The organism is Heliomarina baculiformis, assembly GCF_019966545.1.
Classification (GTDB): Bacteria; Pseudomonadota; Alphaproteobacteria; order Rhodobacterales; family Rhodobacteraceae; genus Heliomarina; species Heliomarina baculiformis.
In genome coordinates this window covers 334,417-361,279 of record NZ_JAIMIC010000003.1, presented here as the reverse complement: position 1 = coordinate 361,279, position 26,863 = coordinate 334,417, and the positions used below count along the sequence as shown (strand labels likewise).

The following is a 26,863-nucleotide window of genomic DNA, read 5'->3' as shown; positions in this document are numbered from 1 at the left end:
AACGCCCGGGTAAATCTCCTCCCCGAACTGTCGGCTCCGCGCGCCGAGGATGCAAGATGGTTGAGGAGGACGGGGGCCAAGGGAGAGGCTTGTAGGGAAGTTTTGCCCAAGCAGGCAGCGCGGCCGTACAGGCGCGGTTTTTCGGCGACGCGGATAAGAGACGCCGCTCTGGACTTCTTTCCGATGGCTGTCTGCGCAGAGCATGCGAATACCGTGCCTTGTTTTTTCACAATGCCGTGCGGATCGTTTATTGTCGTGGCCAGCGACCCATCTATCATTTGAATCCATATGTCGCGGAGGTCGCAAGGATGCGACCGGTGGCCTTGCCTTGCAGGCAAGATGCCGCTTCGCCCAGACACGAAGGGAGACAGAGATGACCCCGTACCGCCCCACCCGCCGTGCCCTTGTCCTGACCGGTGCCGCCGCAGCCGCGGCCGTAACAACCGGCGGCGGGCTGGTGACACCCGCCCGCGCCGCAGGCGTTGCGCCGACCCCATCGATGCGCGGCGGCGCAAACAACTACCTGCCAGGCGCGCCAATCGTCGAGCGGATTGGCGGCGGCGGGTTCTGGATGTCTGGCACCGTGCGTCGTGCCGGGGACGGTGCGCCGCTGGAAGGCGTGCGCATCCAGATCTGGGCCCACACCACCGAGGGGCACGAGCGTGATCCGCACAGCCATGGCGCGACACTGACCCGGGCGGATGGGGCATTCCGGCTGGAGATGCCGCAGATCATTCCCGCCTTTGGACAGGCGCATGGCCATCTGGCTTATGACGACCCGGCGTTCGAGACGGTCTTTCTGAGGCCTGTCATGAGCAGCCCGAATGACACGAGTCTCAGTGCGGATTTCGTGCTCAAACCCGCCTGACTCAGGGTGCCCTTACGTCCTTTCCTGATCTGGCTCGCGCTTGTCGTCGCGATCGTCGGGCCGCTCGCCATCGCTGCGTCCAGCCCGCTGCTGGCATGGCGGCAACCGGTCTATATCATCGGCGGTTTCGCCGGGGTCTGCGGCTTGGCGATGCTGCTCCTGCAACCGCTACTTGCCTCGGGTCGCCTGCCGGGCCTCACCCTGCCCGTCTCGCGACGGATACACCGGTTTCTGGGTGCCCTACTGGTGGCGGTGGTGATCGTCCATGTCGCTGGACTGTGGGTGACCAGCCCGCCCGATGTGATCGACGCGCTGACCTTTGCCTCACCCACGCCGTTCTCTGCATGGGGCGTCATTGCCATGTGGACGATTTTCCTGACCGGTCTGATCGCAGCGCTGCGCCGTCGGCTGCGTCTTTCGCCACGACAATGGCAGTGGATCCACATGGCACTGGCCGTAGTGATCGTGGTGAGCACCATCGTCCACGCGCTGCTGATCGACGGCACCATGGGCACCCTGTCCAAGGCCATGCTCTGCGCGCTGGTGGCGGGTTCGGCGCTTTGGGTCATGATCGACATGAAACGCCGTCGAAGCGGGAAGCGACGCAGCCGGTAGACCGCGCCTTTGGGTTTCTTCACGGTTTGGAATGGGCGGCGAGTTCCGCTTCGAGCTGTGCGATCCTCTCCTCCCGTTGCATCAGCGCCGCGCGCACGTCTTCTGCCTCGAAGCGCTGGGGTATGTGCTGGCGGCAGTTCACGTCCCATGTGCCGATGTCGAACAGGATTGCCCGTTCGGGACGGCCCCTGCCGTTTTCCGACACCAGGCGTCCCAGCAAGCCGGGATCATCCTCGACCACGCGCGCCCTGCCCCAGAGTTTGATCCGGCGACGCTGTGTGTAGTCGATGAGGAACAGGAAAGCCTGCGGATTCTCGGAGAGGTTGCCGAGCGTGATATACTGCCGGTTGCCCGCCAGATCGGCAAACCCAATCTGATAATCGTCGAGCACCTTAAGAAACCCGGCCGGGCCGCCGCGGTGCTGGATATAGGGCTGCCCTGGAGCGCTTGCGGTGCCGAGAAACACGCTGGTCTGGGCCGCGATGAAATCTGCCAGATCGGGCGTAATCTGGTCCGGCCAAGGGTTCTGGGCATCGCCGCCGGCAAAGAGATCGCGCGAACCCTTGGCCTCTTGCTGCGCCTTGACGGACGGTGAAAAGGCAATGTCGCTGGGTGTATGATGGGTCATGGTGTGGTCCCTCTGCCTTTCAATGCGCTTTTATCCTTCGCCGGGTTATGGACGGTCGGCTGGTTCCTGTCGCAGGCGCTCATACTCACTTGTGGCTTGTTCCCGAGAACCGTTTGTCCGGCCAGACTTGCACCTTCCACATTTCGAAAACAGATCGTAAGATTGCAAGGCACCCTTCCGGAAAGTGGGAATATGGCGGACCGTCTCGATTCCATGTCCATCCTTGTTGCAGCCGTCGATGCCGGAAGCCTGTCTGCGGGCGCGCGCCAACTCGGCCTGCCGCTTGCCACGGTCAGCCGCCGGATCGCCGATCTGGAGTACAGTCTGGGCACGCAGCTGATGCACCGGTCGGCCAGGGGAGTGAAACTGACTGACCCCGGTGCGGCCTATGGCGCTGCCTGTCGGCGCATTCTCGAAGAGGTCTCGGAAGCGGAACGCATTGCTTCTGGTGAATTCTCAGTGCCGCGCGGGGTGCTGACGCTGTCGACGCCCATCGTCTTCGGGCGGTTGCATGTGCTGCCCTGTGCGGTTGGTTTCCTGCAAGCCTATCCGGAAGTGGAGCTGCGGCTGGAACAGACCGACCGTCCGATCAGCCTGAGCGAAGAACACGTGGATGCGGCGATCCGGATCGGCCATCTGCCCGACAGCAGCCTGCGGGCAAGGCGGGTGGGCGCGGTCCGGCAGGTGGTCTGTGCCAGCCCGGCCTACCTGAAAAAAAGAGGCCGTCCGGAGAAGCCCGACGACCTGAGCGCGCATGATTGCATCGTTTTCGAAAACCTCATGAGCAATGAGCGCTGGTCATTCGGCGAAGGGACCGACAAACGCGCGGTGCCGATCCGCTCGCGGTTGACCGTGAATACGGCAGAGGCCGCCATCGATGCCGCTGTTGACGGTTTGGGCGTGACCCGCGTGCTGTCTTATCAGGTCGCGGGCGCCGTGGCCTCGGGGCAGCTTGAGATCCTGCTGGAAAAGTACGAGCCTTCACCCTGGCCGGTCAGCATCCTGTTTCGCGACGGTCTTGTACCGCGAAAGCTGAGAGCTTTCATCGATTTCGCCGCGCCGAGACTGGAAAAGGCACTGGCCGGATAGCTTTTCGGCACAGGAAGAGGTGTTTGCGGCTTGGGTCGTCGGGCAGACGCGCCGCGTTTGAGCGCTCCATGAAGACTAAATTGGAGCCCAAGCGATCATACGCCAATGGCAAAGCCAGACCGGGCCGGACGATCTGCGCGTCCGGCCCGGTCAAAGATCATACAGCTGGCAGCTGATCGAGGTATTTGTCCAGCGTCACCGGATAGTCGCGCACGCGCACCCCGGTTGCATTGTAGACCGCGTTCGCGACTGCCGCCGCCACACCGCAGAGCCCAAGCTCACCCACGCCCTTGGCCTTTAGCGGGCTTGATTGCGGATCGAGCGTGTCGAGGAAGATCACCTCCTGATCGGGGATGTCCATGTGAACCGGCACCTCGTAGTTCGCGAGGTCATGGGTCACGAAGAATCCACGGCCCTCGTCGATCGCAAGGTCTTCCATCATCGCCGCGCCGACGCCCATCACCATGCCGCCGATCACCTGACTGCGCGCGGTGATCGGGTTTAGGATGCGCCCCGCGTCGCAGGCCGCCAGCATACGGCGCAGCCGGATCTCACCGGTGGCCACATGCACGCCGACCTCGACAAAATGTGCGGCGAAAGTCGAAACAATTTCCTCGTCTCGGGAATCGCTGAATTCCATCGTGTATTCGGCGACGATCTCGCCCTCAGAGGCAATCGATGCGAGGGTCATCTGTTTTTCGCCCGTACGGACACCCGCGTTCTTGAAGGTGAGCGAGTCGGTATCGTTCACCCCGATCTTCTTGGCGATCTCGCTGCGCAAGGCAAGGCAGGCCGCATAGGTGCCTGCGGTCGAGCTTGCCGCGCCCCATTGCCCGCCTGAACCGGCTGAAACCGGAAAGTCACTGTCACCCAGCCGAACCTCGACCATATCAAGCGGCAAGCCCATTGTTTCGGCAGCAGTCTGCGCGATGATCGTGTAGGACCCCGTGCCGATGTCGGTCATGTCGGTTTCAACGATGAGCCGACCGTCGGGCTGCAGCCTGACCCGTGCCCCGGAGTCTTGGGCCGGGCTGCCGCGATACGCGCCCGCCATACCATGACCGATCAGCCAGTTGCCGTCGCGCCGCTGGCCCGGCGTTGCGTTACGATCACCCCAGCCAAAAGCCTCTGAACCCCGGTTCAGGCATTCGACAAAATGCCGTTCCGAGAAAGGCTTGTCCGGATCTTCGGGATCGACCTGTGTGTCGTTGATGGCGCGGAATTCCGCCGGATCCATGCCCAGCTTCTCCGCCATCTCGTCCATCGCGATTTCCAGCGCCATGAGACCGGCCGCCTCGCCCGGCGCGCGCATCGCGTTCGCTTCGGGCAGGTGCATTTCCGCCAGATGCTTGACGATCAGTCGATTTTCACCCGCATAGAACTTCTGGGTCTGGCTGATCGCGTTTTCTCCATCTCCGCCGGGAAAGGTATGCGAGATGGCCTCATGCGCGATGGCGGTGATCTTTCCATCCTGTTGCGCGCCAATCCGGATGCGCTGGATCGTCGACGCCCGGTGGGTCGTATTGTTCATCACCATCGGACGCGGCAGCATCACCTTGACCGGTCGACCGGCCTTGCGCGCGCCAAGCGCGGCCAACACCGAATCCGCCCGCAGGAACAGCTTGCTGCCGAAACCGCCACCGATAAAGGGGCTGTCGATACGCACATCCTCGGGGTCCATTTCAAGCGTCGTGGCCAGTGCTTGCCGTGTCCATTCGATCATCTGGTTCGAGGTCCAGACCGTCAGCTTTCCGTCCTTCCAGGCGGCGATGGACGCATGCGGCTCCATCATCGCATGGCTTTGACTGGGCGTGCGATATTCCTGATCGAGCGTCACCTCGGCCGCTTCGAACGCCGCTTCGAAATCGCCAACCCGGCTGACCGGATCGGAACGATCCTCGCGCTTTTCCTGCCACGCGGCTTCTAGGTCATAGCTGCCCTTCGTTACGTCATAGTCCACCTTGATCAGGGCAGCGGCGGCACGTGCCTGTTCAAGGGTGTCTGCAACAACGACACCAATGGCCTGATGGTAATGCGCGACCTCCGCACCGCCGAAAAGCGGCGCAACGTTCATGTCTGAGGGGATCGGCATCTCGCCCGTTTCGAGCGTGGTGACGATAGCAACCACACCCGGCGCGTTGAGCGCGGCCTCGGTTTCCATGTTGGTGATGCGGCCCTGAGCGATGGTCGAAACCACCGGGTAGCCAACAAGCTGACCCTCGGCGACATCATGGCGTTCGTAGGCATAAGGGGCCCGGCCCGAGACCTTCAGCGGCCCGTCGACACGCGGCGTGGGCCTACCCACGACTTTCGAATGGTCAAAGACGTTTTCTCCGGCTGGTTCATTGAATTCCATCGTTTCACTCCTCTGCCAGCATGGCGGCAAGCGTGCGCTCAGCCAGCGTGATCTTGAATGCGTTTTCCTCGGTGGGACGTGCGCCGTCGAGCAGGCGCGCCATCACGGCGCGTGCGCCGTTCGGCAGCTCGGCATCGGCCTCGTCGGACCGCCAAGGTTTCGGCGCGACGCCGCCAAGCGCCACCCGCCCAGTGCCATCCGGCTGACGGATCAGGGCCACGGATACGAGCGCAAAAGCATAAGACGACCGGTCGCGCACCTTGTGATAAGCATGAGTACCGCCGACAGGGGCTGGCAGGGTCACGGCGGTGATGATCTCGCCCGGCATCAGCGCGTTTTCCTGCTCCGGCGTGTCGCCGGGGAGCTTGTGGAAATCGGCCAGCGGGATCTGGCGGGTCATACCGACCGGCGTGATCGTTTCTACCGTCACATCCAGCGCCCGCATGGCCACGGCCATATCGCTCGGGTGGGTGGCGATGCAGCTGTCCGACGTACCGATGACCCCAAGCTGGCGCGAGAAAGCGCCTTCGCTGAGCGCACCACAGCCCGAGCCCGGCTCGCGCTTGTTACAGGGTTGGGCCGTGTCGTAGAAATACGGACAACGCGTTCTTTGCAGCAGGTTCCCGGCGGTTGTCGCCTTGTTACGCAACTGCCCCGACGCACCTGCCACCAATGCACGGCTGAGCACACCATAATCGCGACGCACGGTTTCATGCGCGGCCAGATCGGTGTTGCTTACCAGCGCGCCGATGCGCAGACCGCCATCGTCGGTCGCTGAAATTTCGTCCAGCCCCAGACCGTTCACGTCGATCAGGTGGACAGGCGTTTCAATCTCGAGCTTCATCAGGTCGAGCAGGTTGGTGCCACCGGCGATGAACTTGGCGCCTTCGACCTCGGCGGCGCGCGCCGCTGCCTGCGCCGCGTCGCCGGCGCGTTCGTAGGAAAAGGGTCTCATGCCTGTTCCTCCGCTACCTTGGTGATTGCGGCGAGGATGTTCGAATAGGCGCCGCAGCGGCAGATATTGCCGGACATACGTTCGCGGATTTCGTCATCTGTCACCTCGATCTGCGCATTCAGATCGTCGGTCACGTGGCTGGGGATTCCGGCACGGATTTCGTCCAGCACCGAGCGGGCCGACATGATCTGGCCGGGAGTGCAATAGCCACACTGGAACCCGTCATTTGCTACGAAAGCTGCCTGCATCGGGTCGAGATCGTCGGGCGTACCGACGCCTTCGATCGACTGAATCTCGTCACCGTCATGCATGACCGCGAGCGAGAGGCAGGAATTCACCCGCTGACCGTTCACCGTGCAGGTGCAAGCGCCACATTGACCATGGTCGCAGCCCTTCTTTGTGCCGGTGAGCTTCAGGTTTTCGCGCAGCAGATCAAGCAGCGTGGTGCGGTTGTCGATCGTCAGTTCCTGCTCTACCCCATTGACGGTGAGCGTGATGGTGGAATCTTCGGCGCCGGACGGCGTCAGGGCCGCTCTGCTTTGCGCTCCTGACCGCTGGCCGGTCGCCGCGCCGATCGCGACTGCCGCACTGCTCGCAACAAGCGTGCGGCGGCGGATTTCAAATTCGATTGGGGCCCCCATGGTCATATCCTCATTTTTGGCTGTCGGCCCTTGGCCGGTTGCTGAATTCATCTGGGTCATGAGGGGGAACTAGCGGCGATGCAGCATCCGACTACCCCTGTCTTGCTCACCAGCGATTGACTGGCGATTTCATGATTGGAGACTATTCGCGAAAAACGAAGGTCGTTGCCGGGCGAAGCCTGCGGGCACGGATGCCAGATACCGGAAGCGTTTGCCGGGTGATGCGAGAAGAGGAAAAATGGTGCGGGTGAAGGGACTTGAACCCCCACGCCTTGCGGCGCCAGAACCTAAATCTGGTGCGTCTACCAATTCCGCCACACCCGCCTGCGCCGGGACTGATGTCCGCTGCGCTGGCGCCTCATAGCAAAGGTAAATGCCGGATGCGAGGGCTAATTTACCTTACCTGACGGCCATTTCCGAGCGCATCTCAAGCGCCACACCTGCCATTCAGCAGGTCGCGAAAAACCTGTGGAAGCTGTTCCGGCAGGTCCTCGGCGATGAGGCCCGGACCGAAGCTGCGTGCACATTCCACATGCAGCCATGCCGCGGTACCGGCCGCCTTGAGCGGCGGAAATCCGCGCGCCAGCAGGCCGGTAATGAAACCGGCGAGCACATCGCCCGCCCCTGCCGTCGCAAGCCAGGGCGCCGCACGGTCATAGACGGCGGCATTCAGGAGGCAACACCCGCCGGGATCGGCGATCACCGTATCGGGGCCCTTGAGCAGCAGGGTGCAGCCGGCCCGTCGCGCCGCCGCGCGCGCCGCATCGACCCGAGAATAGGCCGGTCCCGTAGTTGGCACGCCGCTTAGCTTTTCGGCGAGATCAGGGAAGAGTCGTGCGAATTCGCCGCCATGCGGGGTCAGGACACAAGCGTCGTGCAGCGCGTCGAAGAGCGTGTCGGGGGTATCGGCAAAGGCGCTGAGCGCATCCGCGTCGAGCACCGTCGGGCGGGCCGTCTTTAGCGCGGCGGGCACGAGATCACGCGCCCTCTCCTGCCCCAGTCCCGGCCCCAAGCAGAGCGCGTTGAGCCGCGGGTCTTCGAGCGCGGCGTCGAGACCTGGCCGATCCGCGATACGACACAGCATGATAGCGGTCAGATGCATCGCCGATTCGTGATAGGCGGCAGGCGGCGCGGCCAGCGTCACCAGCCCCGCGCCGATCCGAAGCGCCCCGCGCGCCGCGAGCCTTGCCGCGCCGGTCTTACCCGGACCGCCCGAGAGCACGAGCGCGTGGCCATGGCCGTATTTGTGATCGGCACCGCGCTTGGCGAGCGCGTCGAGATCGGTACAGGATGTTTCGAGCAGGTGAACCGGTGTCATTTTTCCGCCTCCGGCGGGAGTATTTCGGGCAAGAGGAAAATCAAAGGCCGATATCCGCAATCACGAGCTTTCCGCAGTAGGACGGGCCCTCGGCCAAGTAATGGCCGAGCTTGGCACGGTGAAAGGTGATGGTGAGATCGGCGGGAATGGCACCCATGTCGCGGCCGGAATCGCTGCAAAGCCCGCTGGGAATGTCGACGGCGACCCGTTTCGGTTGATGGCGCCCGTCGCTGGCGTTCAGGGCCGTATGCAGGCGGATGGTGTCGTCGAGCGGGCGGGTCAGCCCGGTGCCGAAGAGCGCGTCGATGCAGAGATCCGGGTTTTGAACCGGACGCTGTTCCCAGGGCATGACAGGGTTCCTTTCAGACCAGAGCGCGTGGTTGGTACGTGCGTCGGGGGGCAGTTTCGCCGGATCGCCAAGGAGGTGCAGATCGACCTGCCAGCCCCGGTCGCGAAGCAGTCGGGCGATCACGAAACCGTCCCCACCGTTGTTGCCGGGACCGCAGAGAACCACCGCCGTTCCCGGTTCTGTGGCCAGTCCGGGCCAGGTCCCGAAAATGGCGTTTACCACCGCTCGCCCAGCGTTTTCCATCAACTCTGCCCCGCTCGTCCGGCCGCCCTGAATGGTGCTTTGTTCGGCTTCGCGCATCTGCTCTGCTGTCCAGACTTCGGTCATATCGCCGCCTCCGTTCACAAAATGACTAATTTTTCATCGCAACGCACAAAAAAATATCGCACAATCCGGTTCTGTCTTGCCACCCAAACCCCAATACCCCTAACCGATTGTGGCGGGTAGGCAGAAATGATCTGACCCGGACGAAACGCGGTTGAGAGGAGCCCCCAATGAAGAAGATCGAAGCCATCATCAAACCGTTCAAGCTGGACGAGGTGAAGGAAGCGTTGCAGGACGTTGGGGTCCAGGGGCTCTCGGTAATCGAAGTCAAGGGATTTGGCCGCCAGAAGGGCCATACCGAACTATATCGTGGCGCAGAATACGTGGTCGACTTTCTGCCGAAGGTGAAAATCGAGGTGGTGCTGGACGACGATCAGGTCGAAGGTGCCATCGAGGCGATCATCGCTGCCGCGAAGACCGACAAGATCGGGGATGGGAAAATCTTTGTCACATCGGTTGAACAGACCATTCGCATCCGGACCGGGGAAACCGGCTCGGACGCGCTTTGATAAGTCAAACTCTCAGAAATAGGGGAAGATAGGGAATGAGCAAGGACGCAGTTCTCAAGCTAATCAAGGATGAAGACATCGAATATGTCGACATCCGTTTCACGGATCCGCGCGGCAAGTTGCAGCACGTCACCGTCATGTCGGACCAGGTCGACGAGGATTTCCTCGAAGAAGGTTTCATGTTCGACGGCTCGTCGATTGCCGGCTGGAAGTCGATCGAAGCCTCCGACATGAAGCTGATGCCCGACACCGAAAGCAGCTATATCGACCCGTTCTACGCGGAAAAGACGCTTTGCATCCATTGCTCGGTTGTCGAACCCGACACTGGCGAAGCCTATGAGCGCGACCCGCGCGGCACCGCCGAAAAGGCCGAGCAGTACCTGATCGAATCCGGTATCGGCGATGCAGCCTACATGGGTCCGGAAGCTGAATTCTTCCTCTTCGACGACGTGAAGTACTGCAACACCATCAACAAGGTATCCTATGAGGTCGACGCGACCGACGCGTCCTGGAACACCGATACCGACTACGAGATGGGCAACATGGGCCACCGTCCCGGCGTCAAGGGCGGCTACTTCCCGGTGAACCCGACCGACGAAGCGCAGGACCTGCGTTCGGAAATGCTTTCGACCATGAAGCGTCTGGGCATGAAGGTCGACAAGCACCACCACGAGGTTGCTTCCTGCCAACACGAACTGGGCCTGATCTTTGGCACCGTCACCAAGCAGGCGGACGAGCTGCAGAAATACAAGTACGTCATCCACAACGTCGCGCATGCCTATGGCAAGTCGGCAACCTTCATGCCCAAGCCGATCGCAGGCGACAACGGCACCGGTATGCACGTGAACATGTCGATCTGGAAAGACGGCAAGCCACTCTTTGCAGGCGACAAATATGCTGACCTGTCGGACGAAGCCCTGTGGTACATCGGCGGCATCCTGAAGCACGCCAAGGCGCTGAACGCGTTCACCAACCCGTCGACCAACTCGTACAAGCGTCTGATTCCGGGCTTTGAAGCCCCAGTGCTGCGGGCCTATTCCGCGCGTAACCGTTCGGGCTGCGTTCGTATCCCATGGTCGGAATCGCCGAAAGCCAAGCGCGTCGAAGCCCGTTTCCCCGATCCGTCCTCGAACCCCTATCTGTGCTTTGCCGCACTGCTGATGGCTGGCCTTGACGGGATCAAGAACAAGATCGATCCGGGCCCGGCCATGGACAAGAACCTCTATGACCTGCCGCCGGAAGAACTGGCCGATATCCCGACCGTTTGCGGCAGCCTGCGTGAGGCGCTGGAAGAGCTCGAAGCCGACATGGACTTCCTGCTGGCCGGCGACGTGTTCACAAAGGACCAGATCGAAGGTTATATCGCTCTCAAGATGGAAGAGATCGAAACCTACGAGCACACGCCGCACCCGGTTGAGTTCGGCATGTACTACAGCTGCTAAGCGACCGTTCCCTCGGTCCTTTATCGGGGCGTCCCTTGCGGGGCGCCCTTTTCTTTTCCTGGCCGGGAAAACACCGTTTCCCGAGAGGTGACAAACCGGGCGACTTTCCAGAATATTGCCACATTAAACGCACATAACAGGCTAGTTTCGTGGCGAATGTGCCGTCAGACCAAGACTGACGGAGCACCCCCATGCCGGTTCAGACCGACTTTGCCACTCGTATCGCCCGCATCGAGGCACGCGCCGCCAGTGGCCAGAAGGCCGAATTCGCGCCGCTTCCCGATGAACCGGTCAAGCCCCATGATGATCGCCCAAGCCGCAGCCTGTTTTCAGGTCTCTTTGCGCGGCTTGTCTTTCCTGTGGTTGCAGGCACGGCCATCGTTGCCGCCTTTGCGGCCGGGCCGGAACGGCTGCTGCCCGAGAGCCTGCGCGAGAACCTGATGCAGTCGGAAAGCCCGATCGCGCTGATGCTGTTTCCCCGGGAAGAGGCCAAGCCCCGTTTGACCGGAACCAATTGAAACCTCCCGCCCGCCGGCAGCGGATGACCAGTTCATGTCGTCAACAAGCCCTACCGAGGCCATGATTGCCGGTTACCCTAGGTCTCGAAACCGGTATTCGCCTTCGCACAGAGTCCGCCAATGACCGACACAGAATTCCCGATGCAGGCCAGCCTTGTCTATGACGCGGCGCCGAAGTTCGATTTTGCCGCGCTGACCGGGACTGCCAATACGGTCCTGCGTGAGACAGGGCTCGGGGCGCTGATGATCAAACCGCAGAGCACCGAGGTTTTCGCGCTTTTCGGCAATGACATCCTGCATGCGACTATAGCAATTCACGACACACCGCTGCGCCTTGGTGGCACGAGCGGCGAAAAGCTCGCGGTCTCAAAGGCGCATGTGGTGATTTCGGTCCGGAGCGGCTCCGATCCCGTCGCTTTTGACAAGCCCGAACCCGTGTCTGTTGTCCTGATGGCATCGCTGTTGCAGCAATTGGCCCGGTCCGTACACGAGGCCGCACCCTGCAAGAGCATGCATATCGCCGCCTCGGATCGGTTCTTCAGCGCCGGTGTGTTTGACGATCTCGACGCAACGCTTACCCCGCACCTGTTCCTATCGCCCGAAAAGCTGACCGATGTGGTCGGACCCGAAGGGCAGACCGGCCAGCAGTTTGTCTTTCATCAGTCCCGGCATTTCGTCGGGCGCGAACTGGTGCTGCGTGGCGTGCCGGTCAAGGTGCCGGAGGATATGGTCACCACGCTGATCGACACCCTGATCCATCAGCATCTGAATGGCGCTGTCGCGCTTGGCGATGGCGACACGATCAGCGGCTCTTTGGACATATCCTTGTTCGTACGGCATGCGACCTCGCGAGATGGCCGCGCCTGCGTTCTGGTGTCTTTCTGGCCCGAACCCGATGGCACCTCGCCGCAAATGCCCGCGTTTTCTGTGCAAACAGCGACCAGCCTGGTCCCTACCCCGATTGCTGTCGAAGACCCGGACGACTGGTCGGCCCCCGGCTCGGGTGCTTACTCGACCGACAAACGCACAGATAAAGGCAGCAAGTCGACCTGGATCCTGCTGGTCGGGCTTGGCCTGTTTCTATGGGTCGGTCTGCCCATGCTCGATATTCCGCAGAAGGTCATCAAATCTGCGTTTTCCAACGATCTGAGCCTGGTCTCGCCGCCTCAATAATCCGGTAACGGGTTCTCAGACCAAAGGCGTCGCGATAGCATCGCGGCGTAATCCACCTTCCGGAGTTCCCGTATGCCTCGCCTGCCCGCCTGCCTTACCGCGCTTGTCACCGCTTTCATCCTGTCATCCGGCGCTGTAAGCGCGCAAAGCTGCGGCAATACCGGCGCCGGGTTCGATACCTGGAAACAAGCTTTTGCCAAGACGGCAAGCCGTGCCGGTGTCGGGCAACGGGGGTTGCAGGCGCTGGCGCAGGCGCAATATGCCACCAGCACCATCGCCGCTGACCGGAATCAGAAGAGCTTTCGCTATTCGCTCGAAAAATTCATGCAGGTGCGCGGCGCGGATACGATTGTCGCGCAGGGCCGCAAGCGGCTGGCGCGGAATCCGGAATATTACGCGACTCTTGAACGGCTCTACGGCGTGCCCGCCGGGATCCTTCTTTCGTTGCACGGGATGGAAACCGCCTTTGGAGGCTTCATGGGCGACAGCCGCGTGGTTTCCGCCATCACGACGCTGGCCTATGACTGCCGCCGGTCCGATTTCTTCATCCCGCATGCGATCGGCGCGCTGAAACTGGTGGATCAGGGGTCAATCACCAGCGATACCCGTGGCGCGAAACACGGTGAGCTTGGACATACCCAGTTCCTGCCAGGCAACGCGCTGACCTACGGGGTCGATGCAACCGGAGATGGAAAGGTCGATTTTTACAACATGACGGATGCGCTGGCTTCGACCGCCAACTTTCTGCGAGCCAAGGGATGGCGGCCCGGTCAGGGGTATCAACCGGGCGAATACAACTTTAAAGTGATTGAGCAGTGGAACAGCGCAACCGTTTATCAGCAAGCCATTGCAATTATGGCAGCGCGGATCGAACAGTGACCGGGTAAGGCCACATTTCTGCCACATTCAAAACAGGATTGCGCCACAATTCCACCTGCGAGAACGTTAACCCGGCGTAAATCCCCATTGTTTCCAAAGACCGGCGTAATCTTGCTCATCCCAGGGCTCCAAGAAACATTTGGTCTTTTTCGCCAAATTTTGCGCAACCTTTCCGCGCATCATGTCCTCACTGGTCATTGGGAGGCTTTTACGATGACATTCGATTATCAAGATCATTATTACCATGGCGGTCTCATTGCGGTTGGCGACGAGGCGGCTCTTATTAATACGTTCAGCAAGATTATCGCTGAGACATTCGAAGACTACGGGCATCCGGTTGAACGCATTGCCTTTGACGAAAATCATGGCGCCTCGATCACGGCTGCGCATTATCGCGTCGACCTTCATCCGGTACAGGAAATGGCACATGGCATGGCTGGCCAGCGGGGGCTTATTTTTCACCCCTGTGCAAAGCCCCACTCACACAATACCGCGCCCGAAAGCAAACAGCGGCGCATCCAGCTTGCCATGTACCCCGCAGATCCGTCCCGCGACGACCCGGATATTTCCGAGCTGTTGCTGGTGGTGATGCTCTACCGGATGATTTCCGACCATGATGTGCGCATGGTGGAATGGCTCGATCCGCTGTCCTTGCTGACAGCCGAAGAGTTCCTTACCGCCTTTGCGCCGGTCAATCCCGATCCGGTCGAATACACCGGCCCCGGCAGCCCGAGTTTCCGTGGCGCACTGGTGCCCGCCGAAGAGCAGAACGACGTACGGCGACTGGCGGTCTGGGGCATGACCCTGATGATGGCCTTCCTGTCAGCCCCGGTGGCGCTTCTGATGGCGGTGGTCAATCTGGTACGGGGCGAAGACCTGCGCATCAACACGCATGTGCTCACCATCACGACGCTGATTTTTCTGGCAGTACCTGCCGGCGCACTGGAACTGATTGCGGCCCAGCTGGCATACTGACCCCGCAATCTGTCCGGTAAACCGGTCCCCCCGCGCCGTCAGGTGTCCAACACGCCTGGCGGCGCATCTTTGCGCGCGATCACATAGGTATGGATGATAAAGGCCACCGCACCCGTGCGTGGCAGTCGCATCATGACCTGACGCTCACTGCGCAGGTAACCCGCTGGTTTCGGGGACTTTTTGTAGCGAGGCGCGTCTTCGGTGCGGGGCTGGTGCAAGGCCGGATCGTGATACCCCAGCACGTTGAACCGCCAGAGCGGTTTGCCCGGACGGATGCCGTCAAACAGCCGTTGTACCCGCTTGGCGATGTTTTTGTCATAGTCGGTAACGGGCTTGTGGATGCGCACCATTGGGCGCATGAATTTCTCCGACAGCGTCCAGCTGGCGGGAAAGCACATGACGCCACCGGTCAGCACATGTTCATCCCCTTGCTTTTGCAGGATATTGACGTCTTCCTGAATCAGCCTGCCGATAGTGGCCAGCGGATCGTCCCTATTGATCGGAACCGTCACCCCATCCGGGCGCGTCACAGTATCGCCCGCGCCGGGATAAGCCCGTTGCAGCACCATATCGAGCATTTCCAGCGCGGCCTCATGGGCCGAGTCATCCAGCGCCAGCACCTTGTCCCGATGATCGGCAAGCAACGCGTCCCTCAGCGCCATCTGGCCTGCATAGGCTTCGTCAATGATCAGCCACTCCTCGGGCGGCAGGGGCTGGATTCCCGGCAGGGCACGCTGCGCAACCGGCTCATAAGGCAAAGTTTTCTGTAACGGCGTGGTCATGCCCTGCCCTAGCACTGGTCAGCGAAAAACCCGAGCCGGAATCGCCCGGAACGCCGCGTTCATGAGAGGTTTTCCGATCGGCTCCGATCAACCGCCCTAGATTTGATCAAATCCGAAAACTTGGGCCTAGGTCGGCGCCTGCTCACAGGACGCATGAGAAAGTGCGAGCCCGGGCGTAGAACCGGAAAAGCAGATGCACGATCCGTACAGAAGCCGTACACAATCTGTACACCCCCCGAGCACCTCTTCCGCAGGCGTCCAGCTCAACGAAAAAGGGCGGCCCACCGGACCGCCCTATGTATTCAATAAGTTGCGGATCAGCCGCGGGCTTTGCCGGTCAGCTTCCACAGGGTGGGCAGCAGCATGGCTGCCAGTGCCAGCTTGATCACGTCGCCGACGAGGAAGGGGGTCAGGCCCCACTCGAGGATCGGCTTGTCCCAGCCGTAGAGCGTGCCGAGCCATGCAAGGCCGGGGACGTAGATCGCAACGTTACCGATCAGCAGCGCCAGCGCCATCCAGCCAAAGGAGCGGTCCCAGCCACGCGCGGCCAGCACTCCCAGAACGGCGGTCGCCAGAACGTAGCCAACCAGATAGCCACCGGTGCCGCCCATCATGTAGGCGATGCCATTGGTTTCGGCCGAGCTGCCCGCGAAGACATCAAAGCCAAGCATGCCGATAACCATGTAGCCAAGGATCGTCACCAGACCGAGCCGCGCGCCATAGGCCGCGCCAAGCGCCAGCACGCCAAATGTGCCCATGGTGATCGGCACCGGCCACATCGGCACACGAATCTTAGCACAGATGGCCAGAATCGCGATCCCGACAACCACCAGCGCCGCCTGCTTGAGACGGAGCGCGGTGCCTTCCTGCGCGCCAAAGCTTTGGCTGAGTACCCGCGTGGTAGAAACTGACGACATGTTATTCCTCCGGAAATGGTGTTTCGTATTTAGATGCCCGAGTTGAAGGGCCATCGCAAGCGTCTATGATGTTAGCGCCGGACCTGACGCTATGCGTCCAACCGGATGAAATTACTGATCATCGCGTAATTCTTGCGCGGACCGGTCACCCGCCAGACTGTTTCAAAATCGGGCCAGCGGCCAAAGCGGTATTGCACGCGATAAAGGTCCGGATCGCACCAGTGGCCCGTCGCCCCGCCCTGCCCCGGCACCTGATGGAAAAACCGCCCATCTTCGAACCAGACTGTCAGATCCTCGTGCCAGCGATAGCGGCGCTCGCCCTGCATCGGCGGCTGGCCGACCAGCGTCAGTGTGCCGCTTTCATGATAGGCCATGCCGTCGCCATCCGGCAGCCAGCGCGCCGTGCCCTCGAACCGAGCGGCTGGCGCGTCTTTTTGCAGAATCCGCCGGGTCAGCGTCCAGTCGCCTTCGAAATCGGCGAGTTTCAGCGGTTTCGTCGCCATCGCAGCCCTTTTCACCCTCTCTTTCCCGTTTTCCCGTCGCAATTCGGAGCGCGCGGCGCTCCCCCGTCTTGCTGACCTGACGCCTCCGGTCTAAGACGCGGGCGAACACTCTTGCAATCAACAAACGGTGCTGCTGCCAATGATCCCCCGCTATTCCCGGCCCGACATGGTCGCTATCTGGTCCCCGGAGACGAAATTCCGCATATGGTACGAGATCGAAGCCCATGCCTGCGATGCGATGGCCGATCTGGGCGTGATCCCGCGCGAGAATGCCGAGGCCGTCTGGAAAGCCAAGGATGTCGAGTTCGACGTCGCCCGGATCGACGAGATCGAGGCCGTCACCAAGCATGACGTAATCGCGTTTCTTACCCATCTGGCCGAGCATGTGGGCAGCGAGGAAGCGCGATTTGTCCATCAGGGCATGACATCATCGGACGTGCTGGACACTTGCCTGAACGTGCAGCTTGTGCGGGCCGCCGATATCCTGCTGGCCGATATGGACAAGGTTCTGGCCGCGCTCAAGAAACGCGCGATGGAACACAAGATGACCGTGCGCGTGGGCCGCAGCCACGGCATCCATGCCGAGCCGACCACGATGGGTCTGACCTTTGCCCGGTTTTATGCCGAGATGGACCGCAACAAGGCACGTCTGCAGGCGGCGCGCGAAGAGGTCGCCACCGGCGCGATTTCCGGCGCGGTGGGCACATTCGCCAATATCGACCCCGCCGTCGAAGAGCATGTCTGCGCAGAGCTGGGTCTCAAGCCCGAGCCGATCTCGACCCAGGTGATCCCGCGCGACCGTCACGCGATGTTCTTTGCTACGCTGGGCGTCATCGCCTCCTCCATCGAAAACGTCGCGATCGAAATCCGCCACATGCAGCGTACCGAAGTGCTCGAGGGGGCCGAGTTCTTCTCGATGGGTCAGAAAGGCTCATCGGCGATGCCCCACAAGAAGAACCCGGTGCTGACCGAGAACCTAACCGGCCTCGCGCGTCTGGTCCGCATGGCGGTGATCCCGGCGATGGAGAACGTGGCGCTCTGGCACGAGCGCGATATTTCGCATTCCTCGGTCGAGCGCGGCATCGGCCCCGACGCGACCATCACGCTCGATTTCGCGCTGAACCGGCTGGCGGGCGTGGTCGAGAACATGCTGATCTTCCCCGAAAACATGCTCGACAACATGAACAAGTTCCCCGGTCTGGTGATGTCCCAGCGTGTTCTGCTTGCGCTTACGCAGGCCGGTGTGAGCCGTGAGGACGCCTATGCGATGGTGCAGCGCAACGCGCTGAAAGTCTGGGAAGACCGCGTCGATTTCCGCGAACAGCTCTTGGGCGACAAGGACGTCGTCGCTGCGCTTGGCGAAGAGCAGATCAACGAAAAATTCGACATGGATTACCACACGAAACACGTGGATACGATTTTCAAGCGTGTGTTCGGGGAGTGATCACTGCCGAAAACGCAATGCGTTCAAAGGGCCCAGCGTGGGCCCTTTTCTGTGCGTGGCACTAGCTCAATGTCTGATGACCATGAGAGCCATCTTTGCCCCGACGGCTCTGAATTCCAGTTTATTCGCTCACTCGCGTCAACGGCGGTCAGGGTAGCGCCGGACTTTCGCAGCATGGCCACTTTGGATTCGACTTTGGCCTGAACGCCTTCAACGCAACCTCTGCCGTCACACCTGAATAACCACCTGCACCACCACGCCCCTGCTGCTGATCTCGCAGGCGGCGCGGCCTAGGCCGTCGTTGGAATGGACGTGGACCACAGTGTTTCCGACGTCGGTGACGTCACGCGGGGCGTATCGGATAGTGAAGAGCGGCACACCGAGACGGGTGGCCAGTCGAGTGGCGCAGATGCGCTCGTATTTGCCGGGGGCCGCTATCGGGGCGAGACCGGCAGCCGCGAGAGGCAGGCTCTGAGCGCTGACAAGGAGGGCCGCAAGCGGCAGGGCCTTGAGAAATTTCGTGCAACGCATGGGTTTTCCTTTTCAAAAAAACGTGTCCGTAGCCGCGCGGGTCGCCTGCCCTGTCGGGTTTTGGCCTGTCCGGTGCACTATCATCGCAACGCGGAAATTGCCGGATGGTTCAACCACAGGGTAACTAAGCACCGGAAAAAATCAATTCCGATGCATCCGGGGCCAAATCACTGCACAGACGCGTGAGCGGGGCCAAAAGCGTTTTGACGCAGCGTCAATCGGGTTTAGCCTGATTGCATATACTCAGCACAAGAGAGGACGAAACTGATGCCGATCAAAGCCGCCCTGACTGCCCTTGCCGTGACCCTTGTTCCCACCCTTGGCCTTGCGATGGGGTGCAATTCCGAAAAACGCGCCCAATCCTGCGCCGAAGGCACGAGCTGGGACGCACAATCGCAATCTTGTGTGAAGCAGGTTACGGGCTGAACCCGAATCCCCTACTAGTCTGATCACGAGTTCAATGCCGGTTGCGGATAACCCGAGATGGAATCGCATGGTTATTCGCAGGCGGCCCCGTTTCTGATTGGAGTTCATTATGCGTATTCTTCTTGCCTTCGCGGTTGCGATGCCAAGTTTTGCCTTTGCGGCTGGCAGTGACATGTCGAGCCCGCCCAAGACCACGAAAACCACGAGCGAGTGCGAAGGCACACAGATCTGGGACGACAAGACCCAGTCTTGCGTCGATCCCAAGGAATCCTCGCTCGATACCGACACGCTTTACGGCGCGGTGCGCGAGCTGGCCTATGCCGGGCGCTACACCGATGCGCAGGCGGTTCTGGCCCAGATGCCCGATCAGCAGGACGACCGTGTCCTGACCTATTGGGGCTTTACCCACCGCAAGATGGGCGATCTTGAAACCGCCAACATGTTCTACGAGAAGGCGATTGCGTCCAACCCGGACAATATGCTGGCGCGGTCCTATATGGCGCAGGGTTTCGTGGCAGAAGGCCGCACCGATGAAGCCATCGCCCAGTGGCGCGAGATCAAGGCACGCGGCGGCGAAGGCAGCTGGGCCGAGGCTTCTCTGCGCAAGGCGATCCGTACCGGAATGACCTATAGCTACTGATCGTTTCAGTTAATATTTACGACTTTCGTCCTAGATTGCCCCGACCTCTGGAAGGGGCGATTTTTTGTTAACGAGGGCGTAGTTTTGCAAGACGATCTGGGCTTTCCGGGGCTCCCGATGATGACGTCGGGCCCGGCACCGTCGCCGATGAAAACCGGCGGCGCACCGAAACAGTTGGATGCACGGGCCAAGGCGGCCATCGTGGTCCGGCTCTTGATCAACGATGGCACGGATATTCCGCTGGAATCCCTGCCCGAGGATCTTCAGGAAAAACTTACGCAGCAGATGGGCCAGATGGGCCTGATCGACCGTGATACGCTGGCCTCGGTGGTCGATGAATTCGCGGATGAGCTGGAGCGGGTCGGGCTGGCCTTTACCAACGGGATCGCGGGGGCGCTGAACGCGCTCGACGGCAAGATCAGCCGCCAGACCGCCAACCGTCTGCGCAAAGAGGCCGGGGTGCGGCAGCTGGGCGACCCGTGGGAGCGGCTGCGCGCCCTGCCCATCGAGGACCTGATCGGATTCGCGGAAAAAGAAAGCATCGAGGTCGCGGCGGTGCTGCTGTCAAAGATCGAGACAAAGAAGGCGGCGGAACTGCTTGGCAAACTGCCCGGGCCGCTGGCCCGGCGCATTACCTACGCGGTATCGCAGACCGAATCCGTGACGCCCGAGGCGGTGGACCGGATCGGCCTGTCGCTGGCCGCACAGCTTGATGAGCGCCCTGAAATCGCCTTTCAGGCGCGGCCCAACACGCGCGTGGGCGCCATTCTCAACCAGTCGGCGGCAAAGACTCGTGACGACATGCTGACCGGGCTGGACGAGACCGATGCCGAATTCGCCGAAAGGGTCCGCAAGGAGATCTTTACCTTCGCCCATATCTCGATCCGGGTGAAACCGGCGGATGTGCCTGCGGTGGTACGAGCCTGCGATCCGGCGGTGCTTGTCACCGCGATGGCGGGCGCCACCGACCCCGAGACCTCGGGCGTTGTCGATTTCCTGTTCGACAACATGTCCCAGCGCATGGCGGACAACCTGCGCGACGAGATTACCGACAAGGGTAAGGTCAAAAAGAAAGAGGCCGAAGAGGCCATGGGGGCAGTTGTAGCTTCGATCCGCGAACTTTTCGATCTGGGCGATATCGAAATGCAGACGGAAGAGGACGACGAAGAGGAAGAGTGATCCCCCGCGACCGCTTGGCGGTGTAACGGCGACGAACGGCATGGACAGTTCGGAGAGAGACGCTTAACAGGTACAGTATGCACGCTTACCCCGCCTGTTTCGATCTCTCCTGCCTGCCCGGCCTGGCCGTGACGGAATGAGCACCTCTGTCCCCATGTCGGACCAGAATCGCGCCATCCTATTGATGGTCACCGCGATTTTCTGCTTTTCCGTCATGGACATGAGCGTGAAGGCGCTGGCGCCAAGGGTCGGTGTGCTGCCCTCGCTCTGGGTGCGCTATGCGGGCCAGATGGCGCTTGTGACCCTCCTGATCCTGCCGAGGTTCAGCCGTGTGGTGCGCACCCGCTATCCCAAGCTGCAGATCTTTCGTTCGATCCTGTTGATGAGCGCGACCGCGTTCTTTTTCACCGGGCTGAGTTTTATTCCGCTGACCGATGCGGCCGCGCTGATGGCGACCAACCCGGTGCTGATCACGCTGGGGGCGGCGCTTTTCCTTGGAGAAAGACTGGGGCCGCGCCGGATCACCGGCATCGTCGTCGCCATCATCGGGGCGCTGATCATCATCCGGCCCGGCAGCGACGTGTTTACACCGGCAGCGTTTTTCCCGCTGGCCGCCGCCCTGTCCTATTCCAGCTATTCGCTGCTGACGCGGCGGCTTGGCCCGGATGAGGATGTCTGGACCTCGCTTTTTTACACCGGGCTTGTCGGCACGATCCTGCTGAGCATCGCGGTGCCGTTCCGCTGGGTGACGCCGGATGCGACCTCGATCGGGCTGATGATCATGATCGTTCTGGCGGGGACAATCGGGCAGATGGCGCTGATTCAAGCCTTTACGCGTGGCGAAGCGACGATGCTGGCGCCCTATAACTACCTCAATCTGGCCTTTGCGGCGTTTTGGGGGATGACACTGTTCTCGGAAATGCCCGACGGCTGGACCATCATCGGTTCCCTTGTGATCGCGGGGGCGGGTCTTTATGTCTGGTATCGTGAAACATACCAATTGCGCTGACGCCTGTGCCTGCTGACATTTCCCAACTCTCCAGACCGGCGCGCGCCGGGTATTTCTGCAGCAACCTCGTGCTGCGGGCTTTGATCGGGCTTGCCCTGCTTGTGCCCTATCGCTGGCGGGTGCCAATGATGGGGTGGCTGGTGTCGCGGGTGCTGAGCCCGCTGGCGGGCGGGCGCAAACGAATACGCAACAACCTGAAACTGGTGATGCCCGAGCTGCCCAAGGCGGATGTTGAGCGGCTATGCCGCGAGGTGCCCGACAATGCGGGGCGCGCGCTGATCGAACTGTACTCCGGGCGTCCCTTTCTAGAACGCGCCTACGCGGCCAAGGTTACCGGCCCCGGCCTTGCCGCACTGGAAGAAGCGCGGGCCGAGGGCCGTCCGGTGGTCTTCATGACCGGGCATTTCGGCAACTACGATGCCGCGCGGGCGCATATGATCAATCGCGGCTATGAAATCGGCGCACTTTATCGCCGGATGGCCAACCCCTATTTCAACGAGCATTACGTGCGCGCCCTGTCGGCGGTCGGCACGCCGATGTTCGAACAGGGACGGCGCGGCATGATCGAGATGGTACGCCACCTTAAAGGCGGCGGGCTGATCGCGATTGTCGGAGACCTGCACAGCCATGGCGGCGTCGCGATCGATTTCTTTGGTAAACCGGCGGTGACCTCGACTGTGCCGGCGGAACTGGCGCTGAAGCATAACGCAATCATGCTGCCGGTCTATGCGATCCGGCAGGAGAACGGGCTGGAATTCGAGATCGTCATGCACCCGCCGATTCCTCACACCGACGCCAAGACCATGACGCAGGATCTGAACGACGGGCTTGAAGCCCTTGTGCGCGAGCATATGGGCCAGTGGTTCTGGATTCACCGGCGCTGGAAACCGTGGTTCGACGTAGGTCTGGAAACCGACCGGCCCGGTTAAGCGGTTCGCTTAATCCGCGACGGCAGCGGCGAGGATCTCTCCGGGTCCGGTTTCCTGCACCATCACGACGGTCGGCAGCGGACCGCCGAGCTCCGTCTCCATGACGGTTTCGCCCTGACCGTCCCATGTGCCCACGTGCGTCCAGCTTGTCACCACGTTCACGTAATCGAGGCTGAGACCGGCGTTTTCGCCCTTTTTGATCTTGACCGTCTGCTCGGGTTCGTAGGTCACGAGATGCACGTCGAACGGACCTTTGAGCGGCCCGGCCAGGGGCGCGATGGTGATGGTCAGTTCCGTGTCATTCTCTGCTAGGCTGATCCGGGCACGAGGGGGTTTTTCCTTATGCGCCGCGATAAGGTCGGTCAGCTTGAGGTCATGTGCCCCCACCAGATCATCGAGACCGTTCACGATCATCTGCGGCGTGTAGATCATGTGGCGGCCCGCCGCCTTGGCATAGCGTTTCTGGCGCTTGGTAAAGGCCGGATCGGCGAATTCATCCACCCAGCCGATGTAATCCCAGTAATCCACATGCAGCGCGAGCGCGATCACGTCGCCGCGTTCGGTGAGCCGCTTGAGCAGCCGGTCGGCAGGCGGACAGGAGGAACAGCCCTGCGAGGTGAACAGTTCGACCACAACCGGATCGTCCTCGGCCCACAAGCTGACAGGTATCAGGGAGAGGGCTGCGGCAAGAAGGGTAGCGGGCAGTTTCATATTCATCTTTCCGGGTGAGCGTGCGGCTGGTGTAGTCGGCACCGCTTGTAATGGCCAATCAATCATAGGTGAAACAATGGTGATAAAGCTGCCGCGAATCCCGCCTGATAATCTTTGAGCGCGACAAAAAACCAACAAAAACCCTAAGCGATCACAAATTGTGTGCAATGGTATACAAAAAATGGCATCGGGAAGATGATCGCTATTGAATGCCAACGCGGGCTGAGGCAGATAGCGTGTAGCGAATTCCCATTTTCCGCATAATGAGGAGGCCATTCATGCCCATCACCGTCGGACAGGACACCGCCAAAACACGCAAATCGCTGAGCGTGGACGGCACTACCATCTCGTATTACTCGATTCCCGCCGCGACCGAAGCCGGTCTGGGCGATTTCTCGAACCTGCCAGCCGCGCTGAAAGTGGTTCTTGAGAACATGCTGCGTTTCGAGGACGGCAAGACCGTTTCCACCGACGACATCAAGGCATTTGCCGAATGGGGCGCGAACGGTGGCCAGAACCCGCGCGAGATCGCCTATCGCCCCGCCCGCGTGCTGATGCAGGATTTCACTGGCGTTCCCGCCGTTGTCGACCTTGCCGCGATGCGCGACGGCATCAAGGCTCTGGGCGGCGACGCGCAAAAGATCAACCCGCTGAACCCCGTCGACCTGGTGATCGACCATTCGGTCATGATCGACGAATTTGGCAACCCGCGCGCCTTCCAGATGAACGTGGACCGCGAGTACGAGCGCAACATGGAGCGCTACGAGTTCCTGAAATGGGGCCAGACCGCGTTTGAAAACTTCCGCGTTGTGCCGCCGGGCACCGGCATCTGCCACCAGGTGAACCTTGAGTATCTTGCCCAGACCGTCTGGACCGACAAGGACCAGAACGGCGAGGAAGTCGCCTATCCCGATACGCTGGTCGGCACCGACAGCCACACCACCATGGTGAATGGCGCGGCCGTGCTTGGCTGGGGTGTTGGCGGGATCGAGGCCGAAGCCGCGATGCTGGGCCAGCCGATTTCGATGCTGATTCCCGAAGTTGTCGGCTTCAAGCTGACCGGCGAGATGATGGAAGGCACCACCGGTACCGACCTCGTGCTGAAAGTCGTCGAAATGCTGCGCGAACATGGCGTGGTGTCGAAATTTGTCGAATTCTATGGCGAAGGTCTGGATAACCTGCCGCTGGCACAGCGTGCGACCATCGCCAACATGGCACCGGAATACGGCGCGACTTGTGGTTTCTTCCCGATCGACGACGAAACCCTGCGTTACCTGCGCAATACCGGCCGCGACGAAGCCCGCGTGAAACTGGTCGAAGCCTATGCCAAGGAAAACGGCATGTGGCGCGGCGCGGATTACAGCCCGGTCTATTCCTCGACGCTGGAACTGGACATGGGCACGATCGTGCCCGCCATCTCGGGTCCGAAGCGCCCGCAGGATTACATCGCGCTCGACAAAGCCGCCCCTGCTTTCGCTGAATATGTCAAGGGCGTGCGCAGCGGTAAGGATGCCTCGGTCAAGGAAGAAGTCCGCTGGGAAGGTGAAGGCGGCGCGCCCGAGCCGCGCGACATTCCGGGCGACGAAGGCCATCACGCCAAGGGCTGGTACAAGACCGATGACGGTGCCTACCAGTTGCATGACGGGTCCATCGTGATCGCGTCGATCACCTCCTGCACCAACACGTCGAACCCCTATGTGATGATCGGCGCCGGTCTGGTGGCCAAGAAAGCGCATGAGCTGGGTCTGACCCGCAAGCCTTGGGTGAAAACCTCGCTGGCACCGGGGTCGCAGGTTGTGTCGCAGTATCTTGAAGCCGCTGGCCTGCAAGAACATCTGGACGCGATCGGGTTCAACCTTGTCGGCTATGGCTGCACCACATGTATCGGTAACTCGGGCCCGCTCGAGGCACCGATTTCCAAGGCGATCAACGATTACGATCTGATCGGGACCTCGATCCTGTCGGGCAACCGGAACTTCGAGGGCCGTATCTCCCCCGATGTGCGTGCGAACTACCTTGCCTCGCCGCCGCTGGTCGTGGCCTATTCGCTTGTCGGCGACATGAATGTCGACATCACCAGGGACGCGCTTGGCACCGACAAGGACGGCAACGATGTCTATCTGAAAGACATCTGGCCCTCGAATGCAGAGATCGCTGAGCTGGTCGAAAAGACCGTCACCCGCGATGCCTTCCAGGATAAATACGCCGACGTGTTCAAGGGCGACGACAAGTGGCAGGGCGTCGAAGTTTCCGGTGGCGAGACCTATGACTGGCCCGCGAGCTCGACCTATGTGCAGAACCCGCCTTACTTCCAGGGCATGTCCAAAGATCCGGGTACGATTTCCAACATCGAGAACGCGCGTGTACTGGCGGTGCTCGGCGACATGGTCACCACCGACCACATCTCGCCGGCGGGATCGTTCAAGGAGACCACCCCGGCCGGGAAATACCTCGTCGAGCGTCAGGTGCCCGTGCGCGAGTTCAACTCGTACGGGTCGCGTCGTGGCAATCACGAGGTGATGATGCGCGGGACCTTTGCCAACATCCGTATCAAGAACGAGATGCTGGACGGGGTCGAAGGCGGCTATACCAAGGGCCCCGATGGCGAACAGGCAGCGATCTATGACGCAGCCATGGCCTATCAGGAAGCCGGCACCCCGCTGGTGATCTTTGGCGGCGAACAGTATGGCGCGGGGTCCTCGCGCGACTGGGCGGCCAAAGGTACGGCACTGCTGGGCGTGAAGGCGGTGATCGCCGAGAATTTCGAGCGTATCCACCGCTCGAACCTTGTTGGCATGGGCGTCATACCGTTCGAGTTCACCGGGGGCGATACCCGCAAATCGCTGGGTCTGACCGGCGAAGAGACTGTTTCGATCCACGGACTCGACACGATCAAACCGCAGGAAGTGGTCGATTGCGATATCGTGATGGCGGATGGCTCGACCAAGTCGATCAAGCTGAAATGCCGGATCGATACGGCCATCGAGATCGAATACATCGAACATGGCGGCGTGCTGCATTACGTGCTGCGCAACCTCGCGAAAGCGGCGTAAGCCTTTAAAAATCCGTCAGGATTTGTAGAAGCCCCCGGTTCTCTTGGACCGGGGGTTTTTCTTTGCGCGGACGTTGGCGCGGGGTGCGGATGCGGGAGCC

At 61.2% G+C, this 26,863-nt stretch carries 25 protein-coding genes, 1 tRNA gene and 1 pseudogene; 16 read left to right on the top strand and 11 right to left on the bottom strand.

The window, feature by feature from the left end; translation table 11 throughout:
* Window positions 1-373: 373 nt before the first annotated feature.
* Both MF268_RS08840 and MF268_RS08835 read left to right on the top strand, forming a co-directional pair.
* On the top strand, window positions 374-868 hold the full coding sequence (locus MF268_RS08840) for a peptidase associated/transthyretin-like domain-containing protein (protein ID WP_238370502.1): 495 nt from the start codon (window positions 374-376) through the stop codon (window positions 866-868).
* 6 nt (window positions 869-874) lie between these two features.
* Complete coding sequence (locus MF268_RS08835; RefSeq protein WP_238370501.1) at window positions 875-1,483, top strand: ferric reductase-like transmembrane domain-containing protein; 609 nt, start codon at window positions 875-877, stop codon at window positions 1,481-1,483.
* 19 nt (window positions 1,484-1,502) lie between these two features.
* Here the strand turns inward: MF268_RS08835 and MF268_RS08830 are convergent, their stop codons facing one another.
* Window positions 1,503-2,111 (bottom strand): pyridoxamine 5'-phosphate oxidase family protein, encoded by a 609-nt coding sequence (locus MF268_RS08830; protein ID WP_238370500.1) that lies wholly within the window; start codon window positions 2,109-2,111, stop codon window positions 1,503-1,505.
* 192 nt (window positions 2,112-2,303) lie between these two features.
* Here MF268_RS08830 and MF268_RS08825 point away from each other — a divergent pair, with 192 nt between their 5' ends.
* Window positions 2,304-3,200: a LysR family transcriptional regulator gene (locus MF268_RS08825; RefSeq protein WP_238370499.1), complete on the top strand. Its 897-nt coding sequence runs from the start codon at window positions 2,304-2,306 to the stop codon at window positions 3,198-3,200.
* Window positions 3,201-3,357: 157 nt separating this feature from the next.
* Here MF268_RS08825 and paoC read toward each other — a convergent pair whose 3' ends face one another.
* The 5 genes and pseudogenes from paoC to MF268_RS25470 form a co-directional block, all read right to left on the bottom strand.
* A complete protein-coding gene (gene paoC, locus MF268_RS08820; RefSeq protein ID WP_238370498.1) occupies window positions 3,358-5,556 on the bottom strand; it encodes an aldehyde oxidoreductase molybdenum-binding subunit PaoC in 2,199 nt (732 codons plus the stop codon).
* Between the two features lie 4 nt (window positions 5,557-5,560).
* Window positions 5,561-6,511 (bottom strand): FAD binding domain-containing protein, encoded by a 951-nt coding sequence (locus MF268_RS08815; protein WP_238370497.1) that lies wholly within the window; start codon window positions 6,509-6,511, stop codon window positions 5,561-5,563.
* The gene (paoA, locus tag MF268_RS08810; RefSeq protein ID WP_238370496.1) at window positions 6,508-7,152 is read right to left on the bottom strand and encodes an aldehyde dehydrogenase iron-sulfur subunit PaoA; all 645 of its coding nucleotides are present in this window, start codon (window positions 7,150-7,152) and stop codon (window positions 6,508-6,510) included. Before paoA ends, MF268_RS08815 begins: the two co-directional genes overlap by 4 nt.
* A gap of 239 nt (window positions 7,153-7,391) precedes the next feature.
* Window positions 7,392-7,476 (bottom strand) — tRNA-Leu (locus tag MF268_RS08805).
* A gap of 103 nt (window positions 7,477-7,579) precedes the next feature.
* A pseudogene (locus tag MF268_RS25470) lies at window positions 7,580-9,146 on the bottom strand (NAD(P)H-hydrate dehydratase).
* Window positions 9,147-9,313: 167 nt separating this feature from the next.
* Here MF268_RS25470 and MF268_RS08795 point away from each other — a divergent pair.
* From MF268_RS08795 to MF268_RS08770, 6 genes are all read left to right on the top strand, one after another.
* On the top strand, window positions 9,314-9,652 hold the full coding sequence (locus tag MF268_RS08795; protein ID WP_238370495.1) for a P-II family nitrogen regulator: 339 nt from the start codon (window positions 9,314-9,316) through the stop codon (window positions 9,650-9,652).
* A 35-nt stretch (window positions 9,653-9,687) separates the two neighbouring features.
* Window positions 9,688-11,094, top strand: a complete 1,407-nt coding sequence (glnA, locus tag MF268_RS08790; RefSeq protein WP_238370494.1) for a type I glutamate--ammonia ligase — start codon at window positions 9,688-9,690, stop codon at window positions 11,092-11,094.
* Window positions 11,095-11,285: 191 nt separating this feature from the next.
* Window positions 11,286-11,612 (top strand): hypothetical protein, encoded by a 327-nt coding sequence (locus MF268_RS08785; RefSeq protein ID WP_238370493.1) that lies wholly within the window; start codon window positions 11,286-11,288, stop codon window positions 11,610-11,612.
* Between the two features lie 120 nt (window positions 11,613-11,732).
* Window positions 11,733-12,785 carry a hypothetical protein gene (locus MF268_RS08780; protein ID WP_238370492.1) on the top strand — a complete coding sequence of 351 codons (1,053 nt, stop codon included), beginning with the start codon at window positions 11,733-11,735 and terminating at the stop codon, window positions 12,783-12,785.
* 72 nt (window positions 12,786-12,857) lie between these two features.
* Complete coding sequence (locus MF268_RS08775; protein WP_238370491.1) at window positions 12,858-13,664, top strand: lytic murein transglycosylase; 807 nt, start codon at window positions 12,858-12,860, stop codon at window positions 13,662-13,664.
* 213 nt (window positions 13,665-13,877) lie between these two features.
* Entirely contained in the window at window positions 13,878-14,639 is a 762-nt protein-coding gene (locus MF268_RS08770; RefSeq protein WP_238370490.1) for a hypothetical protein, read from the top strand.
* 38 nt (window positions 14,640-14,677) lie between these two features.
* On the opposite strand, the gene MF268_RS08765 is transcribed toward MF268_RS08770, so the two are convergent.
* The 3 genes from MF268_RS08765 to MF268_RS08755 all read right to left on the bottom strand — a co-directional run bounded on the left by MF268_RS08765 (window position 14,678) and on the right by MF268_RS08755 (window position 16,841).
* Window positions 14,678-15,421: a heme-dependent oxidative N-demethylase family protein gene (locus tag MF268_RS08765; RefSeq protein WP_238370489.1), complete on the bottom strand. Its 744-nt coding sequence runs from the start codon at window positions 15,419-15,421 to the stop codon at window positions 14,678-14,680.
* A gap of 317 nt (window positions 15,422-15,738) precedes the next feature.
* Window positions 15,739-16,338: a biotin transporter BioY gene (locus tag MF268_RS08760; protein WP_238370488.1), complete on the bottom strand. Its 600-nt coding sequence runs from the start codon at window positions 16,336-16,338 to the stop codon at window positions 15,739-15,741.
* A gap of 89 nt (window positions 16,339-16,427) precedes the next feature.
* Window positions 16,428-16,841, bottom strand: a complete 414-nt coding sequence (locus tag MF268_RS08755; protein WP_238370487.1) for a DUF6314 family protein — start codon at window positions 16,839-16,841, stop codon at window positions 16,428-16,430.
* A gap of 139 nt (window positions 16,842-16,980) precedes the next feature.
* Between MF268_RS08755 and purB the strand changes: the two genes are divergently transcribed.
* The gene (gene purB / locus MF268_RS08750) at window positions 16,981-18,285 is read left to right on the top strand and encodes an adenylosuccinate lyase (protein WP_238370486.1); all 1,305 of its coding nucleotides are present in this window, start codon (window positions 16,981-16,983) and stop codon (window positions 18,283-18,285) included.
* 228 nt (window positions 18,286-18,513) lie between these two features.
* On the opposite strand, the gene MF268_RS08745 is transcribed toward purB, so the two are convergent.
* Window positions 18,514-18,816, bottom strand: a complete 303-nt coding sequence (locus tag MF268_RS08745) for a hypothetical protein (RefSeq protein WP_238370485.1) — start codon at window positions 18,814-18,816, stop codon at window positions 18,514-18,516.
* Between the two features lie 267 nt (window positions 18,817-19,083).
* On the opposite strand from MF268_RS08745, the gene MF268_RS08740 reads away from it, so the two are divergent.
* The 5 genes from MF268_RS08740 (at window position 19,084) to MF268_RS08720 (ending at window position 22,999) form a co-directional block, all read left to right on the top strand.
* On the top strand, window positions 19,084-19,242 hold the full coding sequence (locus MF268_RS08740; RefSeq protein ID WP_238370484.1) for a hypothetical protein: 159 nt from the start codon (window positions 19,084-19,086) through the stop codon (window positions 19,240-19,242).
* A gap of 109 nt (window positions 19,243-19,351) precedes the next feature.
* Window positions 19,352-19,882 carry a tetratricopeptide repeat protein gene (locus tag MF268_RS08735; protein ID WP_238370483.1) on the top strand — a complete coding sequence of 177 codons (531 nt, stop codon included), beginning with the start codon at window positions 19,352-19,354 and terminating at the stop codon, window positions 19,880-19,882.
* Between the two features lie 117 nt (window positions 19,883-19,999).
* On the top strand, window positions 20,000-21,061 hold the full coding sequence (locus MF268_RS08730; protein ID WP_238370482.1) for a flagellar motor switch protein FliG: 1,062 nt from the start codon (window positions 20,000-20,002) through the stop codon (window positions 21,059-21,061).
* A gap of 136 nt (window positions 21,062-21,197) precedes the next feature.
* Complete coding sequence (locus MF268_RS08725) at window positions 21,198-22,070, top strand: DMT family transporter (RefSeq protein ID WP_238370481.1); 873 nt, start codon at window positions 21,198-21,200, stop codon at window positions 22,068-22,070.
* Between the two features lie 5 nt (window positions 22,071-22,075).
* A complete protein-coding gene (locus MF268_RS08720) occupies window positions 22,076-22,999 on the top strand; it encodes a lysophospholipid acyltransferase family protein (protein WP_238370480.1) in 924 nt (307 codons plus the stop codon).
* Between the two features lie 9 nt (window positions 23,000-23,008).
* Here MF268_RS08720 and MF268_RS08715 read toward each other — a convergent pair whose 3' ends face one another.
* Complete coding sequence (locus MF268_RS08715) at window positions 23,009-23,710, bottom strand: DUF1223 domain-containing protein (protein ID WP_238370479.1); 702 nt, start codon at window positions 23,708-23,710, stop codon at window positions 23,009-23,011.
* Between the two features lie 278 nt (window positions 23,711-23,988).
* Between MF268_RS08715 and acnA the strand changes: the two genes are divergently transcribed.
* Window positions 23,989-26,763: an aconitate hydratase AcnA gene (acnA, locus tag MF268_RS08710; RefSeq protein ID WP_238370478.1), complete on the top strand. Its 2,775-nt coding sequence runs from the start codon at window positions 23,989-23,991 to the stop codon at window positions 26,761-26,763.
* The last annotated feature ends 100 nt before the right edge of the window (window positions 26,764-26,863 follow it).